Genomic DNA, 16,309 nt, shown 5'->3' with positions numbered 1-16,309 from the left:
TTACGCGCGGCGATCGCATTAACGGGCCTGTAACTGCACTTGCCTAACTCTCCGATGATGCAGCGGGGCCACGCGACCGGTCCCGCTCCGCTCAAAAGGACACGACCGGCGCGTGCCGGTCTCGCGAGGCAATCAGGCGTGATGCGTAGCGTAGTAGGCCGCTCCCGGACGATTCCCGCGCTGCCGGCCGCCATCCTGGCCGCCGCGGTTCTCTCCACCCTCGCCTCCCCGGCCGACGCCCGGCGCGGGCGGCACCATCACCACGCCCATGCGGCCGGCGGCGGGTACAACCCGCCCTACGCCGCCATGGTGGTCGACGTGAAGAGCGGCAAGACCCTCCACGCGGTCAACGAGGATGCGCTCCGCCACCCCGCCTCGATCACCAAGGTGATGACCCTCTACCTGCTGTTCGAGCAGATGGAGCGCGGCAAGTTCGCCCTCGATTCCGAGCTGACCATCTCGGCCCATGCCGCCGCCCAGGCGCCCTCGAAGCTCGGCCTGCGCCCCGGCCAGACCATCTCGGTCGAGGACGCCATCAAGGCGATCGTGACCAAGTCGGCCAACGACGTGGCCTGCGCCATCGGCGAGAACATCGCGGGCTCCGAGGAGCGCTTCGCCCAGATGATGACCGCCAAGGCCCATGCGCTCGGCATGAGCCGGACGCATTACGCCAACGCCTCGGGCCTGCCCGATCCCGACCAGCTCACCACGGCGCGCGACCTGACCGTGCTGGCCCGGGCGATCCAGGACCGCTTCCCCCATTATTACCGCTACTTCCAGACCCGCTCCTTCGCGTTCCGCGGCCGGGTGATCGGCAACCACAACCACCTGCTCGGCAACGTCCAGGGCGTGGACGGGATCAAGACCGGCTACACCCGGGATTCCGGCTTCAACCTGATGACCGCGGCGAAGTCCGAGGGTCGCCAGATCGTGGCGATCGTGCTCGGCGGCAAGTCGGGCGCGAGCCGCGACCGGATCATGGTCGACCTCGTCCGCTCCAGCCTGCCGCGGGCCTATGCCGGCGCCCGGATCGCGCCGCCGGTTACCGAGGTCGCCGAGCGCGCACGGCCCGCGGTCGTCGCCGACGCGGTGTCGCGGACCCGCACGCAGGTCGCCTCGGCGGACGAAGAGGATGTCGAGACCACCGGCACCACCGGCGAGCCCCTCGACCTCTCGCCCAAGGGGACCACGACGACGCCCGGCGGCAAGTACCCGCAGGAGACTTGGAAGGTCGGACCGCAAGGCATCCCGAAGGCCGCCCAGGCCTATGCCGGCACGAGCAGCGCCCAGGCGCCCTTCCCCGGGGCCACGAAGTCGACCGCCCGCGTCGCCTCGGTCGAGCGCGACGAGCCGCCGAAGGCGGTCTCCGGCGCCCGGGTCGTGCCGACCGCCTGGGTGATCCAGCTCGGCGCCATGGACGACGAGACCAAGGCCCGCTCGATGCTCTCCGAGGCCCGCGCCAAGGTCGGCGGCAGCCTGTCGAAGGCCGCCCCCTACACCGTGAAGGTCGAGCACGGCGGCACCACCCTGTTCCGCGCCCGGTTCTCGGGCTTCGCCGAGCAGGATTCCGCCCAGGAGGCCTGCACGGCCCTCAAGCGCAGCGGCTTCAGCTGCTTCGCCACCCGGAGCTGAACCACCGGATCAGACCTTCGCGCCGCGGCTGTGTTCCGTCGCGGCCGAGACATCCTTCATCCCCTGACAACGCGCGTGGAGTATCAGCGATGTCGGTTCAGAAGCCTGTCCCGGGCGGCGTTGACGCGCGCCGCACCCTCGGCGCTGCCCCCCTGGTCGGGGTGGGCGCGCTTCATCAGCGACCGGTGGGCCGTCCGGATCTGCTCAGCGGTCGCCCCGCGCTGAAGCCCCAGGATCTGGTACGCCTCCTCCTGCGTCATCGCCCCTGGGTTCGGCGCGCGGCGCGGCCCCGGGTCACGGTCTCGCTCAGCGTCTACACGCCATCCGGGCGCCCGGCGGTCGAGATACGGCTCTAGCAGGGCGAAGCCCATCGGATCGCGCACGCGGCAGAGCCGCAGCAGACCGACCACGGCCTCGTTCGGCATGGCGTCGATCCATGCCCCGGCCAGGGGTCCCGCGGTCACGCGGCCGGTGCGCAGGCTGCCATCCGGGCGCAGATGCGCTTCGATCAGCGTCGTGCGGAAGCGGCGGTCCTGGGACTGGTAGGGATCCTGGGGAGCCGGGGGAGCCTGTGGAGCGTGGGAATCCCGGGGATCCCGGGACTTTTGCGAATCCCTTGGCCGGCCGGCGGTCGCCGGCCGGATCATGCGGCGCAGCCGGGCCGTCATCGAGTCCTGCCCCTCGATCATCCAGACGCCGCTCAGGCCGAGCAGCGCCGCCAGGACGAGGTTGCCGTGCAGCAGCAGGAAGCCGCCGGCCAGCAGCGACACCGCGCCGAGCGTGCGCGTCTGGGTTCCGCCGGTCACGGCGCCGACGCCCTGGCCGAGGGCGCGTTTCAGGCGCCGCCCCAGGCCGTTGCCGTTCTTCGACAGCCACCAGAGCGTCAGGCACGCGAGCAGGCCGGCAAACAGCGCCATGCTCAGCGCCGCACGCCATATTCGGCGGAGGCGCGGCCGCCGATCTGAAGCGTCGTGCCGTCGCCGAGGTCGTAGACCCCCTGCCGGCGCGTCGGTGGCGTGCGGGCGGTATCCGTGCAGCCGGGCTGCGGCGGCAATCGGACGCCCTCGGGCAGGTTCTCCGGGCAGAGGCGGGCGCGCGCGGGCTGCCCGGCGGCGTGGGCGGCTCCGGCGGTCAGCACGAGAAGGAGCGCGAGGCGGACAGGCATGCTCATTGGCGGTTCTCCGCGACATCCGCGGTGGTGATCCGGACCTGTCGCACCCTTCCGTCGCGCTCGACCTTGAGGGCCACGGCCGCGCCGAGTCCCGCCTCCTCGATCGCGGCGGTGAGGTCTGCAAGGCGGTGAACCGGATTGCCATTGGCCTCCACGATCACGTCTCCGAGATCGCCGGTCTGCGGATCGACGCCGCGCAGCCCGGCCTTCGCGGCGGGCGAGCCGGGCAGGACCCGCACGATCACCACCCCGTCGATGCCGAGCCGCGCCGTGGCGGCCTCCTGGGCGGCGATGATGCCGATGCCGGGGTTGCGCACCCGGCCGACCTTGATCAGTTCCGGCACGATCCGGTTCACCACGTCGACGGGGATCGCGAAGCCGATGCCGGCGCTCGCCCCGGAGGGCGACACGATCGCGGTGTTGACGCCGATCAGCCGGCCGGCGGAATCGAGCAGCGGCCCGCCGGAATTGCCGGGGTTGATCGCCGCGTCGGTCTGGATGACGCCCGCCACCTCCCGCCCCTCGCTGGTCGGCATCCGCCGCCGGACTGCGCTGATGACGCCGGTGGTCAGGGTATGGTCGAGGCCGAACGGGTTGCCGATCGCGAAGGTCGATTGCCCGACCTTGAGGTCCGCCGAGGTGCCGATCGCCAGCGGCGGCGGCATGTGCGTCACCCGGCCGAGCCGCAGGACCGCGAGGTCGTAGGACGGCGCGAGCCCGACCAGGGTCGCGGGCACCACGGTCCCGTCGCTCAGCCGGACCGAGACGGAGCCGCCGCTCTGCGCGGCGTTCTGCACCACGTGGGTGTTGGTGACGATGTGGCCGGCCCCGTCCCAGACGAAGCCGGTGCCGGTCTGCGTGCCGCCGCCCTGCTCGCCGCCCTCGTCGTCGAGGTCGAGGAGGTCGCGATTCTGCGCGGCGCCCTGCGCGAAGACGTGAACCACGGACGGGCTCGCCTGCTCGAACAGCCGGATCGTGGCCTGCTCGGACTGCGCGAGATCGCCGCGGGCGGTCACGGCCCGGGGCGTGTCCGCAGAATAGAGCAGCGGCTGCAGGTAGGGTTGGGCCACGTAGAGCGCCAGCAGGACCAGGACCGCGGCGAGCACGAGGCGCACGGTACGATCCGGCACGGATGTCTCCGAGAGAGGGCCGAGGGATAAGGTCGGCGGGCGCGGGCCTTAAGTGCGCGTTCAGGATCGAAGCGTCAACACAGGTGCGTACCGCCGCCGGTGGGTCTCGGGTGTGTTCTGGCGCACGCCGGCGGGCGGAACGAACTGGCTAACGGAATGGTCATCATTCGAGGGCCACAATTCTCGTAAGTTCTCGGCAGCCCGTACGCGCTCAATACGGATTGGTAGAACGCGACCACTGCGTCCATCGTGCTTTCGCGAGAAGCGCTGGTTTCGGAAACCGCCCGAATTGATCGCAAAGCCGCCGCAGAGATGCTTGCTTTGACGCTCAGACCCTCGATCCCCGCGCCGACCTCGCTCAGGCTGGCGGCGGGTATCTGAACGGTCGCACACGGTTCGGAAGGACGAGTACCCATGGAAACCGAAGCTCTGGAACGGCCCGCCGATCTGACGATCTGGCGCACGGCCCCGGCCAGCGCCCCGCTGGCGCAGCCCGAGCGGTTCAACACCCTGCGCGAGGCGATCAACGCCGCTGCCGGTGCGCTCAGCGACCCGGCCAAGCAGCCCTGGATCATCACCGAGGAGGGCGAGATCCTCTCCCCGAACTGGATCCGCACCTACCTGAACTGACGGCTTCGCGTCGCCGAGAGCGGGGATACCGGGGATAGGGGCATGACCCCTCTCCGGTCCCTTCCAGGAACTCGGCTGAGCGCGCCCTTTCCCGGTCAGGTGGAGCGTCAGCGGAACCTGATCCGGGACCCAGCACACGAAATGCCGCGCCAGCGGCACAGGTTGATCCAGATCGGCGCTTCGCGACGTCGTCTGCCGGATCCCGGATCACCTTCCACCGCGTTCCAGGCGTCCGGGAAGGCCGGCGCACAACGAGCGCGATGCGAAAGCATCCGATCCGCGCAGATCATTTGAAACGGTCTGGTTCCGCCCGCTTCCGCCGCCGGATCGCCGCGACGGCGAGCGGCGCCTCCCGCCCGCGCAGGGTGTGGGCGCCGAGATCCTCCGCCACGAGATCGGCGGGCAGCGTCCCGATCCGGTCGAGCAGATCGGTCGAGACCAGCACGGGGACGCCCAGCGTCTTGGAGAGCGCCTCCAGCCGCGCGGTCGTGTTCACCGTATCGCCGAAATACGCGATCTTGTGCCGCTCCAGCCCGATCTCGGCGGTGACCACCGGGCCGCAATGCAGCGCCGCCCGGAATTCCGGCACCTGCCCGAAGCGGCTCCGCCAGGCTTCGGCCTCGGCGGCGAGGCGCGCTTGGAAGTCGAACACGCAGGCCAGGCAGGCGGCATCGCGGATGCCGCGTTCCATCGTCCAGGTCACCAGCGCCAGATCACCGATATAGTCGTCGATGGAGCCCCGCGCCCGGGAGACCGGCAGCGCCAGGGCGTTGAACACCTGCCCGAGATAGGCCTGCGCCGCCCGGTCGCCGTGCCGGTCGGCGAAACGCGTCGAGCCGGTCACGTCGAGGAACAGGAAGATCCGCTCCTCGCGGATCGGCCGGTGGTAGCGTCCGATCAGCAGGTTCGCGAACACGCCGGGACCGATCAGGTCGCGGACGCGGAACACGAACACCACGATGCCTGAGATGGCGAGCGCGTAGAGCAGGCCGGTATCGGTCATCAGCATGGCGTTCCGATCGCTGTACATGAAGCGGAACAGGCGGTTGAGCACCGTGCTGGCAAGCGCGTTCCCGGCCACGATCAGGCCGATGTAGAGTGCGACCGTCGCGACTAGGAACAGGGGCGTGGCGAGGCTCCGGATCCGCTCCCGCAGGGCGGGGACCAGGAGCCGGCGCTCGTACAGCATGATCGGCGTGCCGATGATCGCGCCGCGGATCGCCGCGCCGGTCAGGGGGCCGACGTCGAAGATTGCCCCGTAGAGCAGGCCCGCGAGCGCACCGAGCGCGGGGGCGACGAGGATGAACCAGGGCGGCCGGACCCCCATCGTCCGGGCCGCCCCGATCCTCAATCCAGCCGCAGGGCGTGGACCGAGAACAGGCCGTCCGCGTCCGTCCAGACCTGGATCCACCGCCAGCCGGCCCGCTCGGCCAAAGCCCGGAAGGTCTCCACCGTGTACTTGTAGCTGCTCTCCGTGTGGATCGTCTCGCCCGCCGCGAACGCGAACGTGTCGGAGCCCACCGCCACGTCCTGCGCGTCGCGGGCGACGAGATGCATCTCGATCCGCGAGGCTTGGCGGTTGAACACCGCCCGGTGGGCGAAGGCGTCGAGGTCGAAGCGGCCCGCGAGTTCGCGGTTGATCCGGGTCAGCAGGTTGAGGTTGAACGCCGCCGTGACGCCCTCCGCATCGTCGTAGGCGGTCTCCAGGGTGGCGGCGTCCTTCACGAGGTCGACGCCCACGATCATGTGAGCGCCCGAGCCCAGGATCCGGCCGAACCGGGCGAGCAGCGCCTCCGCCTCCTCGGGCTCGAAATTGCCGATGGTCGAGCCCGGGAAGAAGCCGGCCCGGGGCAGGCCCGCGAGGTTCTCGGGCAGGTCGAAATCCCGGGTGAAGTCGGCCACCACCGGTTCGACGCGCAGATGCGGGAAATCGGCGCTCAGGGTCTCGGCCTGCGCGCACAGGAACTCGCCGGAGACGTCCACCGGCACGTAGGCCGCGAGCTTGTCGAGGTGCCGCAGCAGCCGGCGCAGCTTCACGGTCGAGCCGCTGCCGAACTCGACCAGGGCGGCGCCGGCCGGCAGCAGCGCGGCGATCTCCGGTCCCCGCCCGTCCAGGATCCCGATCTCGGTGCGGGTGGGGTAATATTCCGGCAGCCGGGTGATCTTCTCGAACAGGTCCGAGCCGGCAGCGTCGTAGAAGTATTTTGGCGAGAGCGCCTTCTGCGGGCGGGAGAGACCCGCGCGCACGTCGTCCAGGAAGTCCGGGGCGACCGGCTGCGCGTCGGAAAAGGTCGGGTTGATGGTCAAGGGTCGCTCCGGGGCGCGTCAGGCGGCGTCGGCGAGGCGCAGGCCCGTGAACTGCCAGCGCTGGTGCGGATAGAAGAAGTTGCGGTACGGCAGCCGGGCATGGCCGTCGGGCGTAGCCACCGAGGAGCCGCGCAGCACGAACTGGTTGTTCATGAACTTGCCGTTGTACTCGCCCAGGGCGCCCGGCAACGGCCGGTAGCCCGGATAGGCGACGTAGGCGCTGCGGGTCCATTGCCAGACGAGGCCGAAGGCGTCCGGCAGGCCGCCGTCGCGGGCCGCGACCTCCCACTCGAACTCGGTCGGCAGGAAGCGGCCGGCCCAGCGGGCATAGGCGTCGGCCTCGTAGTAGCTGACATGGGTGACGGGCGCGTCGAGCTCCACCCGGCGCTCGCCGCCGAGCGTCATGGTGGCCCAGCCGTCGCCGGTCCGGCGCCAGTAGCCCGGGGCCTCCCAGCCCTCGGCCGGACCGGCATACCAGCCGTCCGACAACCACAGCTCGGGCTTGGCGTAGCCGCCATCCTCCATGAAGGCGAGCCACTGGCGGTTGGTCACCAGCGCCCGGTCGATCCGGCCGGGCTGGATCAGCGTCTCGTGGCGGGGCGATTCATTGTCGAAGGAGAAGCCCGGTCCCTCGTGCCCGATCCAGGCGATGCCCCGGTCGAGCCGGGTCTGGCCCGGCTGGGCCGCGGCCTTGGGGAAACGCCAGTCCGGGTCGTAGGCCGGGTTCAGCGGATTCTGCGCGAAGGCGTGCAGGATATCGGTGAGCAGAAGCTCCTGATGCTGCTGCTCGTGATAGAGCCCGATCTCGAGGATCGGCAGCACCGCCTCCAGGGCGCGGTCCGAAGCCTGACTGAGCAGCGCCTCCACCGCCCGGTCGACATGGGCCCGGTAGGCCGTGACCTCCGCGAGGGTCGGGCGGGTGATCATGCCCCGCTGGATGCGCGGCTGCCGCGGCCCGGCCGCCACGTAGTACGAGTTGAACAGGTAGTGCAGGCGCTGATCGTAGATCGCGTAGCCCGGCAGGTGTTCGCTGAGAAGGAACTGCTCGAAGAACCACGTCACGTGCGCCCGGTGCCACTTGGTCGGGCTGGCATCCGCCATGGACTGGACCTGCTGGTCCTCTGCGGAGAGCGGCGCAGCCCGGCGCTCGGTCTCGCCCCGGACCTGCCGGTAGGCGGCGATCCAGGCGGCCCGGTCGATCGGGCGGGCCGAGACGGGCGGCGGCGGGAAAGCCGGTACCCTCGGATCGCGCGGGTCGTCCGCGCGCAGTGCGGCCGTCGCTGCCATGACGATCGTTCCCTTTTTCGGGCCTTGCCGGGAACTGTTTCCTTGCCCCCGTGCGGCGCGCAGAAGATATGTCTCGGCCTTGGTCCGACAACCTCCACAGGCGGAGTCCGCGGGACCGGTGTTGCCGGAGGTGTCTTCGCCACCGCGGCGGCGCGGTTAACGCGGCGGGTTGGGAATCGTGGGCCTTTCTGTCGCCGCAGTGAGGCGGCCTTAACCAGCGATGCCGAATCTCGGGACCCTCGCGAGGAGTCCGGAAGTCTCATGCGGATCGATCTGATGGCCGGGGCCAGCCTCTCTGCCGCGGCTCTGCGCTGCGCCGCCGAGCCGACCATCCTGGTCTTCGATTCCGGGCTCGGCGGCCTCACCGTGCTCGACGCCGTGCGGCGCGCGCGGCCCGATGCCCGCTACGTCTATGTCGGCGACGATGCCGCCTTCCCGTATGGCCGGCTCACCGAGGCGGCCCTCGTCGCCCGGGTGCTCACCGTCATGGACCGCCTGGTCGCCACCCATCGCCCCGACCTCGTGGTGATCGCCTGCAACACCGCCTCGACCGTGGTGCTCCCCGCCCTGCGGCAGCGCTTCACGACCCCGTTCGTCGGCGTGGTGCCGCCGATCAAGCCGGCCGCCGCGGCCACGCGCTCGCGGCTCGTCTCCCTGCTGGCGACCCCGGGGACGGTGGCCCGCTCCTACACCCGCGACCTGATCGCCACCTATGCCGGCGCCTGCACGGTCACCCTGGTCGGTGCCCGGAACCTCGCCGGCTACGCCGAGGCCGAACTCGCCGGCGCCCCCGTGGACGACGCCACCCTCGCGGCCGAGATCGCGCCCTGCTTCGTCACCGACGCGGACGGGCGGCGCACCGACGTGGTCTGCCTCGCCTGCACCCATTACCCGCTGCTGCTGCCGCGCCTCGAAGCCCTCGCCCCCTGGCCGGTGACCTGGATCGATCCGGCGCCGGCCATCGCCCGCCGCGTCGTGCAGCTGATCGGCGCCGCGCCGCGGGAGGCGGAGCGGCACGACGCCGCACACGGGACCGCGCACGGGGCCTTCACGGCCGGGACCTGCCTGACCGAGCCCCTGCGCACCGCCCTGGCGGCCCACGGGATCGGCGAGGTCGCCGTCGAGGCGATCCCGCTGCCGCTGCAATAGGACGGCCCTAAACTCAGCCGAGCTGACGATCGCGTGAAAGCGGCCGCGCCGACTGGACGGCCTTCCTGGAAGCGCTCAAGGCACATGGGGGGAGAAGGCGGTGGTCGCCTCGTCGCGGCGCGATCCGAAGGCGGCGGCGACCGCCCTCGACAAGGCCGGCGGTGCCCCACCGCCGGGTGAATGAAGGCTCGGACCGCCGATCTACGGCTGCGGGCTATGCAATGCGGCCGGCACCGCCTTGCCCGAATCCGCGGAGGCGTCGGCGGGCACGATCAAGTGGACGAACAGCATGCCGGCGGCGACGATCAGCGCCAGCGCCACGATGCGCCACGGTTCCAGGATCGGGCCCTGCGGCTCGGTCGTCTCGCTCGGCATCGCATCCTCGTTCAGGCCTCTGAGGCTCGAATGGGACACCCCGAGGATGAACGCTTCGTAAATCGTGTCGGGACGCGCCCCCGGCGATGCCGGGCGTCTCCCTCTGGACACAGGGTCCGCGCGTTGCAGGCGACGAAGCTCGGCGTCCCCGCGCGCAAGATGGCTCAGCAGAAGAACCGGCCGCCGTTCATGATCTTGATCCGGTAACGATCCGGGCTGAGAACGTGACCCAGGGGATCGATGATCTGCACCGACTCGTAGCCGGCGGCGATCCAGGTTCGGGCCAGCACGACCGCGCTCGCGGCCCGGGCCCTGGTCTGCCGGACATCGCCCTTCTGCCCCCGGGCGGTAATGACGTATTGCGATGTCTGGGTGCCAGCGCTTGTCATGGGTCCGGAATCCCATGGCAGCCGTCGAGTTGCTCTATCCTAAGTTAGACCAAGATCGAATTTCCCGCACGAAGAGCTTGGGATCCGCGAGATCAGTCTCGGCCGGATCGACGCGCGACAGGATTGATGTGCGCGGGCGTGCGCACGCAAAAGAGCCCGGCACGAGGCCGGGCTGCAAGTCTTCGTTTGCACGAGGGTGGTTCGATGGCCTCGGTGCCGAGAGCGCCGGGGCCGTTTTCCGATCGCCAATGGTGATCAGAAGTCGCGCTGGACGCGGAAGCGGACCTGGGAGACCGAGTCCTTCGAGGCCGTGGCCACGGCGAAGCTTCCGTTGTTGATGCCAGCGATGTTCGCGTAGGCGGTCGGGCTCTTGTCGAGGTCGATCGCCCGGCCGCTCTTCAGGCCGATCTGCGTGTAGAAGGCCTCCACGCCGATATCGAGATCCTTGACCGGCGACCAGATGATGCTGCCGCCCGCCACGAACTGGTAGGTGTCGCGCAGGGCCTGGCTCAGCTGGAAGAACCGGGTGCCGGGCGTGCCCACCGCGTTCGAGCCGAACGGGTTGCTGCCGGACAGGCCGCTCACGAGGCCGTAGAGCTGACCCTGCTGGTAACGGGCGGTCGCCGAGAAGTCCTGCTCGCCGTAGGAGCCGAAGAAGGCCGAGCGCCATTCCGGCGTCCAGTAGTGCAGGTACGAGGCCGTGACCGTGAAGCTCTGCGAGGTCTGTAGCTGACCGGTATACGGGTTGACGGTCGCGTCCGAGAAGTACTGGTTGAACTTCTGGCCCTGAATCGTCTGCGTGCTCTGCGTGTAGCAGCCCGTATACGCGCAGTAGCCGGTGTACATCTGCGCGCCGTCGCCGTAGGCGCCCTGCAGGTAGAGGGAGTCGCCCGGGGCGATGAACGGCGTGTTGATCTTCAGGCCACCCTGAACGGCCCAGCCGAACACGCTGTTGGTATGGGCGGGCGCCACGATGGAGCCCGTCCCGGTGCTGGCGGCGGTCGAGAGGTTGCCGATGTTCAGCTCGTGGGTCGCGGCGGAGAGCTGGGCCGAGCCCCAGGCCTGGTCGAGGCGCACGACGCCGACGAAGTCGGGCATCCGCTCGCGCTCGATCGTGTCGACGTTGCCGTAACGGGTCGGAACGCCGTTCGTGTAGCCGACGAAGACCGGGGTCGGCTGGTTGGTCACGCCGAAATTCGACACGCTGCCGGTGTTGAGCGTGGCGGCGACGTTGAACGGCGAGAAGATCGGGGTCCGGCGGAAGACCGGGTCTTCGATCGAGATCGTCGCCGACAGGCCGTTGCCGATCGTGGCGGTGTAGGCCAGCAGGTTCGTCGAGAACACGTCAGAGCCGAGCGTCGCGCCGGCGAACTCGAAGTCGTGGGCGTAGAAGTCGAAGAACGAGGAGGCGCGACCGGCGGTGAGCCCGGCGAACTGGATGAACGCCTTGTCGACGTTGGCGAATTGCTGGTCACGGCCGAAGCTGTCGGTGCCGATGCCCGGGTAGGCTTGGCCGATGCGCTGCTGGGTACCGGAGGTGCCGACGCCGGAATAGCCGGTGCGGGCGCCGGCATCGAGACGCACGAAGGCGCGCAGCGTGCCGTAGGCGGTCTGGGTGCGGGCATCGAGGTTGATGCGCATCCGGCCCTGATAGCCCGACGTGTCGCCGACGTTCGGACCGGCCTGACGCGAGTAGCTGGTCTGGTACGCCCCCTCGAACCGGGCGCGACCCGAGATGCGCAGGCAGGTGTCTGTGCCGGGGATGTAGAAGAAGCCCGCACCGTAGGCGTTACAGACCCGGACATACTCGACCGGCACGGCCTTCCTGACCGGCAGATCGGCGGCGTGCGCGGCGCCCACCGCCGCGAACGCGGCAGCCGACCCGAGCAGCGAGCTCTTCAAGAGCTTCATCGATATCTCCAAAGCTTCGAGACCCAATGGAGCGGACACGCCCGGTTCTCCGGGTCTCTCCGCGTTTCGTGTGTTCGGTCCGCGTCTTGAGCGGCGGGCTCATCCGGCCCGCGCTGCGCGGTTCCTGAAGGCGCTTCCATCATGCGCAGGCAGCGGCCGTGGAACAATAGAATTTGGATCCAAGAGGCTATTGCCGCTGATCAATGTGATTTTTGTGCCACGAAATACCGTAGGTTGGCCGAGGTGTTTTCAGAAATACAAGAAATATTTCGAAATGTATCCTGAAATCTGGAAACAAAGAGCCCCTCGCGGCAGCACGATGCTGCATTTCTGCGCAGGGTGCGGAACTCTTGTTCACCGCCCCCTCCCGCGATTCGCGCGCGCCGGAATCGCGCCGCGACGGCTGATGCGTTCGCCGGGGCGCGGGGGAGCGACCGGATGGCGCCCTCGCGGCTTCGCCATGCGGGGCCGCCGGATCGGGCTCCGATTCCCGCGGTCAGGCCGCGCGATGCCGAGCCGGCGCGCTATGTTTCGCCGCTATCCACAGTCCGACGCCGAAAGATCTTCTGCGGATGCCCCCGATCAACAATCGTCCAGTTTCGACAGAAATTGCTGATCGTGTAATATCGGCGCGGCGAAAATCCTCGCCGGGGTCTGCGCGATGTTCGAGAACCTGTTCTGGGGCGCCACGCTGATTGCCCTGATCGGCGTCGCCGCCCTGGTGGCGGTCGGCGCGGCGTACCGGCCCAGGGTGGTCCGGCGGGACATGGAAACGGCTCAGCCCGATCCGCGCCGGTCATTCGGACGGAAGCGGGGCTGGCGCCGCCTCCCCGCGGCGGCACGGCGGACGGGATTCCTGCGACAGCGATAGGCCCCTGCCCCATCCGGTGCCCGCGATGGGCTACAGGTGCTTGAGCCCGTAGCTGTCCAGCAGCGGCAGCAGCTCGTTCCGGGCCCGGATGCGATGCTGGCGCGCAGCGTCGAGGGCCGCGTCGGCGGTCCCGGCGCGGATGGCCTCCGCGATCCGCCGGTGCTCCGCGATCGAAGCGTCCAGAGTTCGTCTGAGATTCAGCGTCAGCATCCGCGCCCGGTGCGACTGGTCGTTGATCGCCTGCACGATGCGGCTCATCCGCCCGTTCCGGGCCTGCGCGATCAGCGCCGCGTGGAAGGCCGCGTCGGCCAAGCCCCAGCCCGGCAGGTCGCCGCGCGCATGCGCCGCCGCCATCGCATCCGTGTGGGCGTCGAGCGTCTGCGCGGCCGCCAGTCGCGCCGCCTCGGGAAGCGCCGCCACCAGTTCGGCGGCCCGTCCCTCCATGGCGATGACGACATCGTAGATCTCGCGCATGTCGTCGGGCGCCAAAGCGAGGATCAGGATCCCCTTGCGCGGCAGGACGCGCACCAACCCATCCTCCTGCAGCCGGATCGCCGCCTCGTGGACCGGCGTCCGGCTCATGCCGAGCCGCAGGGCGATCTCCTGCTCGGAGGCCTGATAGCCCGGGGCGAAGCTGGCGTCGCGGATCGCGCTGCGCATCGCCGCGTAGGCGTCGTCGACGAGGGAGCCGCGCTTCTCGCTCTCCGCGGCGCCCTGCACCTCCGGATCCCCATTGGGCCGCGCCCGCGCCATCGACCGTCTCCCCTTCGCCGGCCGGACTTACCGCGTCCACCTCGGCCACGGAACGGTCGTTGACACGCCGCAGCCCCGGATCTACCCGTATTCAAGCTTGCATGGAAGATGGCGCGCAATGGACGCGCCGATCCGGCGGCGGGAGGACACGATGGAGCGCTCGCTCGAGCAGGCCACCATGCGTCGGGTGGCGTGGCGCCTGATCCCGTTCATCTGCCTCCTGTACTTCGTCGCCTTCATCGACCGCGTGAATATCGGCTTCGCGGCCCTGACGATGAACAAGGATCTCGGCTTCTCCGCGTCCGTCTTCGGTTTCGGCGCCGGCATCTTCTTCTTCGGCTACTTCCTGTTCGAAATCCCGTCGAACATCATCCTCGACCGGGTCGGCGCCCGGCTCTGGATCGCCCGCGTGATGATCACCTGGGGGCTCGTCTCCGGCGCCTTCGCGTTCATCCAGGGCGAGATGAGCTTCTACGGCCTGCGCTTCCTGCTCGGCGCCGCGGAGGCCGGCTTCTTCCCCGGCATCATCCTCTATCTCGGTTCCTGGTTCCCCATCCGCTACCGGGCCGCGGTCGTGTCGCTGTTCATGGCTGCGGCGCCGGTCTCGGTGCTGCTGGGCTCGCCGCTGTCGAGCGCACTCCTCGGGATGGAGGGTATCCTGGGCCTGCACGGCTGGCAGTGGATGTTCCTCATCGAGGCGGTGCCCGCGGTGATCCTCGGGCTCCTCGTGCTGGTCTACCTGACCGACCGGCCCGAGATGGCGACGTGGCTCGCCGACGACCAGCGCGTCTGGCTCGTGGACGAGATGAAGGCCGAGCGGGCCGGGCGGCGGGTGCAGGCGCGCCACGATCTGCTGGGCGGGCTCACCGACCTGCGCGTGCTGGCGCTCGCCCTTGTCTATTTCGGCACCTCGGCCGGGCTCTACACCCTCGGCATCTGGGCGCCGCAGATCATCAAGGGGCTGGGCCTGTCGACCATGGCGGTCGGCCTGCTGAACGCGGTGCCGCCGACCGTCGCGGTGGTGGCGATGATCCTGTGGGCGCGCCATTCCGACCGGAGCGGCGAGCGCACGTGGCACGTGGTGATCGCCTGCCTCGCCGCGTCGCTGGGCTTGATGCTCGCCGGCGGCGCCGCCTCGGTGGTGGCGGTCATCGCCGCGTTGAGCCTCGTCAATGTCGGGATCAGCGCCGCCAAGCCGCCCCTCTGGGCGATGCCGACGCTGTTCCTCTCTGGCCCGGCCGCGGCCGTCGGCATCGCCACCATCAACGCGGTGGGCAATCTCGGCGGCTTCGTCGGCCCCTGGATGATCGGCTGGATCAAGGACCGGACCGGCAGCTTCGCGGGCGGCCTGATGTTCGTGGCCGCCCTGCTCCTGCTTTCAGCGATCCTGACCCTCGTCGTTGCCCGCGCCGGGCGCCGCACGGTGCAGGCTCCCGTCGCTCTGCGCTGATATCCTTTCCTCGGAGACCCACCATGAAGACCTACACCATCGCGGCCATTCCGGCGGACGGCATCGGCGTCGAGGTCATCGCCGCCGGCATCGAGGCGCTCGACGCCCTGGCCGAGAAGACCGGCACCTTCCGGTTCCAGTTCGACCATTTCGACTGGGGTTCGGACTACTACAAGACGCACGGCGTCATGATGCCGGCGGACGGCCGTGACCAGATCCGCAACCACGACGCGGTCTTCTTCGGAGCGGTCGGCGCGCCGGACGTGCCCGACCACATCACCCTCTGGGGCCTGCGCCTCGCGATCTGCCAGCCCTTCGACCAGTACGCCAATGTCCGCCCGACCCGGATCCTGCCGGGCATCACCAGCCCGCTGCGCAACGTCTCGGGGCCGGAGCTCGACTGGGTGATCGTGCGCGAGAACTCGGAGGGCGAGTATGCCGGCGTCGGCGGCCGGGTCCACCAGGGCCATCCCAACGAGGTCGCCACCGACGTCTCGATGATGACCCGCTCGGGCGTCGACCGGATCATCCGCTACGCGTTCGAGCTCGCCCGGTCGCGTCCGCGCAAGCTGCTGACCGTGGTCACCAAGTCGAACGCCCAGCGCTACGCCATGGTGATGTGGGACGAGATCGCCGCCGAGGTCGCCCGGGACTTCCCCGACGTCACCTGGGACAAGATGCTGGTCGACGCCATGACCATGCGCATGGTGACGAAGCCCGAGACCCTCGACACGATCGTGGCGACGAACCTCCACGCCGACATCCTGTCGGACCTCGCGGCGGCGCTTGCCGGGTCGCTCGGCATCGCGCCGACCGCCAACATCAACCCCGAGCGGACCTTCCCGTCGATGTTCGAGCCGATCCACGGCTCGGCCTTCGACATCACCGGCAAGGGCATCGCCAACCCGGTGGCGACCTTCTGGACGGCCTGCCAGATGCTGGAGCATCTCGGCGAGACGCCGGCGGCCCAAAGGCTGATGCGCGCGGTCGAGCGCGTGACCGCGGATCCGAACCTGCACACGCCCGATCTCGGCGGTCAGGCTACCACCCGGCAGGTCACCGACGCGGTGATCGCGGCGATCCGGGGCGATAACGCCTGAGGCAGGCCGCGATCGGAGCGCGCGGGCCTTTCCGCGGCGGCGCTGAGGGACCGGGGAGCCGGGCCAGGGTCGAGCCGAGCCAATCCCCGCGCGGCGCGGGCGAGCGCCGCGGTCCGGAGCCGGAAACCCCGGCCACCAAAGCCGCGCTCGCGCG

The 16,309-nt window shown here is 69.8% G+C and carries 16 protein-coding genes; 5 read left to right on the top strand and 11 right to left on the bottom strand.

Annotated elements, in window-relative coordinates; translation table 11 throughout:
* The first annotated feature begins 141 nt into the window (after positions 1-141).
* The gene (locus FVE89_RS28660) at positions 142-1,632 is read left to right on the top strand and encodes a serine hydrolase (protein ID WP_161393555.1); all 1,491 of its coding nucleotides are present in this window, start codon (positions 142-144) and stop codon (positions 1,630-1,632) included.
* Between the two features lie 83 nt (positions 1,633-1,715).
* On the opposite strand, the gene FVE89_RS28655 is transcribed toward FVE89_RS28660, so the two are convergent.
* The 3 genes from FVE89_RS28655 to FVE89_RS28645 are packed head-to-tail and all read right to left on the bottom strand — an operon-like array spanning position 1,716 to position 3,933.
* On the bottom strand, positions 1,716-2,549 hold the full coding sequence (locus FVE89_RS28655) for a DnaJ domain-containing protein (RefSeq protein ID WP_161393554.1): 834 nt from the start codon (positions 2,547-2,549) through the stop codon (positions 1,716-1,718).
* 2 nt (positions 2,550-2,551) lie between these two features.
* Entirely contained in the window at positions 2,552-2,803 is a 252-nt protein-coding gene (locus tag FVE89_RS28650; RefSeq protein WP_246731224.1) for a hypothetical protein, read from the bottom strand.
* Positions 2,800-3,933 carry a trypsin-like peptidase domain-containing protein gene (locus FVE89_RS28645; protein ID WP_161393553.1) on the bottom strand — a complete coding sequence of 378 codons (1,134 nt, stop codon included), beginning with the start codon at positions 3,931-3,933 and terminating at the stop codon, positions 2,800-2,802. The genes FVE89_RS28650 and FVE89_RS28645 overlap by 4 nt, the downstream gene beginning before the upstream one ends.
* A gap of 414 nt (positions 3,934-4,347) precedes the next feature.
* Between FVE89_RS28645 and FVE89_RS28640 the strand changes: the two genes are divergently transcribed.
* Entirely contained in the window at positions 4,348-4,563 is a 216-nt protein-coding gene (locus FVE89_RS28640) for a hypothetical protein (RefSeq protein ID WP_161393552.1), read from the top strand.
* A gap of 286 nt (positions 4,564-4,849) precedes the next feature.
* On the opposite strand, the gene FVE89_RS28635 is transcribed toward FVE89_RS28640, so the two are convergent.
* The 3 genes from FVE89_RS28635 to egtB are packed head-to-tail and all read right to left on the bottom strand — an operon-like array spanning position 4,850 to position 8,157.
* Positions 4,850-5,890 carry an adenylate/guanylate cyclase domain-containing protein gene (locus FVE89_RS28635; protein WP_161393551.1) on the bottom strand — a complete coding sequence of 347 codons (1,041 nt, stop codon included), beginning with the start codon at positions 5,888-5,890 and terminating at the stop codon, positions 4,850-4,852.
* Between the two features lie 20 nt (positions 5,891-5,910).
* The gene (egtD, locus tag FVE89_RS28630; protein WP_161393550.1) at positions 5,911-6,870 is read right to left on the bottom strand and encodes an L-histidine N(alpha)-methyltransferase; all 960 of its coding nucleotides are present in this window, start codon (positions 6,868-6,870) and stop codon (positions 5,911-5,913) included.
* Between the two features lie 18 nt (positions 6,871-6,888).
* Positions 6,889-8,157: an ergothioneine biosynthesis protein EgtB gene (gene egtB / locus FVE89_RS28625; protein WP_161393549.1), complete on the bottom strand. Its 1,269-nt coding sequence runs from the start codon at positions 8,155-8,157 to the stop codon at positions 6,889-6,891.
* A gap of 261 nt (positions 8,158-8,418) precedes the next feature.
* Here egtB and murI point away from each other — a divergent pair, with 261 nt between their 5' ends.
* The gene (murI, locus tag FVE89_RS28620) at positions 8,419-9,306 is read left to right on the top strand and encodes a glutamate racemase (protein ID WP_161393548.1); all 888 of its coding nucleotides are present in this window, start codon (positions 8,419-8,421) and stop codon (positions 9,304-9,306) included.
* A gap of 201 nt (positions 9,307-9,507) precedes the next feature.
* Here the strand turns inward: murI and FVE89_RS30735 are convergent, their stop codons facing one another.
* The 5 genes from FVE89_RS30735 to FVE89_RS28600 all read right to left on the bottom strand — a co-directional run bounded on the left by FVE89_RS30735 (position 9,508) and on the right by FVE89_RS28600 (position 13,605).
* Entirely contained in the window at positions 9,508-9,681 is a 174-nt protein-coding gene (locus FVE89_RS30735) for a hypothetical protein (protein ID WP_202131156.1), read from the bottom strand.
* 164 nt (positions 9,682-9,845) lie between these two features.
* On the bottom strand, positions 9,846-10,070 hold the full coding sequence (locus FVE89_RS28615; protein ID WP_161393547.1) for a hypothetical protein: 225 nt from the start codon (positions 10,068-10,070) through the stop codon (positions 9,846-9,848).
* A gap of 255 nt (positions 10,071-10,325) precedes the next feature.
* Entirely contained in the window at positions 10,326-11,981 is a 1,656-nt protein-coding gene (locus FVE89_RS28610) for a porin (RefSeq protein WP_161393546.1), read from the bottom strand.
* Between the two features lie 582 nt (positions 11,982-12,563).
* The gene (locus FVE89_RS30775; protein WP_210254076.1) at positions 12,564-12,749 is read right to left on the bottom strand and encodes a hypothetical protein; all 186 of its coding nucleotides are present in this window, start codon (positions 12,747-12,749) and stop codon (positions 12,564-12,566) included.
* Between the two features lie 133 nt (positions 12,750-12,882).
* On the bottom strand, positions 12,883-13,605 hold the full coding sequence (locus FVE89_RS28600) for a GntR family transcriptional regulator (RefSeq protein ID WP_161393544.1): 723 nt from the start codon (positions 13,603-13,605) through the stop codon (positions 12,883-12,885).
* A gap of 151 nt (positions 13,606-13,756) precedes the next feature.
* On the opposite strand from FVE89_RS28600, the gene FVE89_RS28595 reads away from it, so the two are divergent.
* Together FVE89_RS28595 and FVE89_RS28590 are read left to right on the top strand one after the other, a co-directional pair.
* Positions 13,757-15,055, top strand: coding sequence for an MFS transporter (locus FVE89_RS28595; RefSeq protein ID WP_161393543.1), 1,299 nt, complete (start codon positions 13,757-13,759; stop codon positions 15,053-15,055).
* A 23-nt stretch (positions 15,056-15,078) separates the two neighbouring features.
* Entirely contained in the window at positions 15,079-16,155 is a 1,077-nt protein-coding gene (locus tag FVE89_RS28590) for a tartrate dehydrogenase (RefSeq protein WP_161393542.1), read from the top strand.
* Positions 16,156-16,309 lie beyond the last annotated feature (154 nt).

This window comes from Methylobacterium sp. 2A (assembly GCF_009806555.1).
Classification (GTDB): Bacteria; Pseudomonadota; Alphaproteobacteria; order Rhizobiales; family Beijerinckiaceae; genus Methylobacterium.
The sequence above is the reverse complement of the archived record's forward strand: the minus strand, read 5'-3'. Positions and strand labels throughout refer to the sequence as shown.

Bases quoted from the DNA above. Each gene is read 5' to 3' on its own strand.
- FVE89_RS28640 (WP_161393552.1), top strand. From the start codon at position 4,348: ATGGAAACCGAAGCTCTGGAACGGCCCGCCGATCTGACGATCTGGCGC.
- FVE89_RS28660 (WP_161393555.1), top strand. From the start codon at position 142: ATGCGTAGCGTAGTAGGCCGCTCCCGGACGATTCCCGCGCTGCCGGCC.
- FVE89_RS28635 (WP_161393551.1), bottom strand. From the start codon at position 5,890: ATGGGGGTCCGGCCGCCCTGGTTCATCCTCGTCGCCCCCGCGCTCGGT.
- FVE89_RS30775 (WP_210254076.1), bottom strand. From the start codon at position 12,749: ATGTCCCGCCGGACCACCCTGGGCCGGTACGCCGCGCCGACCGCCACC.
- FVE89_RS28650 (WP_246731224.1), bottom strand. From the start codon at position 2,803: ATGAGCATGCCTGTCCGCCTCGCGCTCCTTCTCGTGCTGACCGCCGGA.
- egtB (WP_161393549.1), bottom strand. From the start codon at position 8,157: ATGGCAGCGACGGCCGCACTGCGCGCGGACGACCCGCGCGATCCGAGG.
- FVE89_RS28655 (WP_161393554.1), bottom strand. From the start codon at position 2,549: ATGGCGCTGTTTGCCGGCCTGCTCGCGTGCCTGACGCTCTGGTGGCTG.
- FVE89_RS28610 (WP_161393546.1), bottom strand. From the start codon at position 11,981: ATGAAGCTCTTGAAGAGCTCGCTGCTCGGGTCGGCTGCCGCGTTCGCG.
- FVE89_RS28615 (WP_161393547.1), bottom strand. From the start codon at position 10,070: ATGACAAGCGCTGGCACCCAGACATCGCAATACGTCATTACCGCCCGG.
- FVE89_RS28590 (WP_161393542.1), top strand. From the start codon at position 15,079: ATGAAGACCTACACCATCGCGGCCATTCCGGCGGACGGCATCGGCGTC.
- FVE89_RS28595 (WP_161393543.1), top strand. From the start codon at position 13,757: ATGGAGCGCTCGCTCGAGCAGGCCACCATGCGTCGGGTGGCGTGGCGC.
- FVE89_RS30735 (WP_202131156.1), bottom strand. From the start codon at position 9,681: ATGCCGAGCGAGACGACCGAGCCGCAGGGCCCGATCCTGGAACCGTGG.
- FVE89_RS28600 (WP_161393544.1), bottom strand. From the start codon at position 13,605: ATGGCGCGGGCGCGGCCCAATGGGGATCCGGAGGTGCAGGGCGCCGCG.
- murI (WP_161393548.1), top strand. From the start codon at position 8,419: ATGCGGATCGATCTGATGGCCGGGGCCAGCCTCTCTGCCGCGGCTCTG.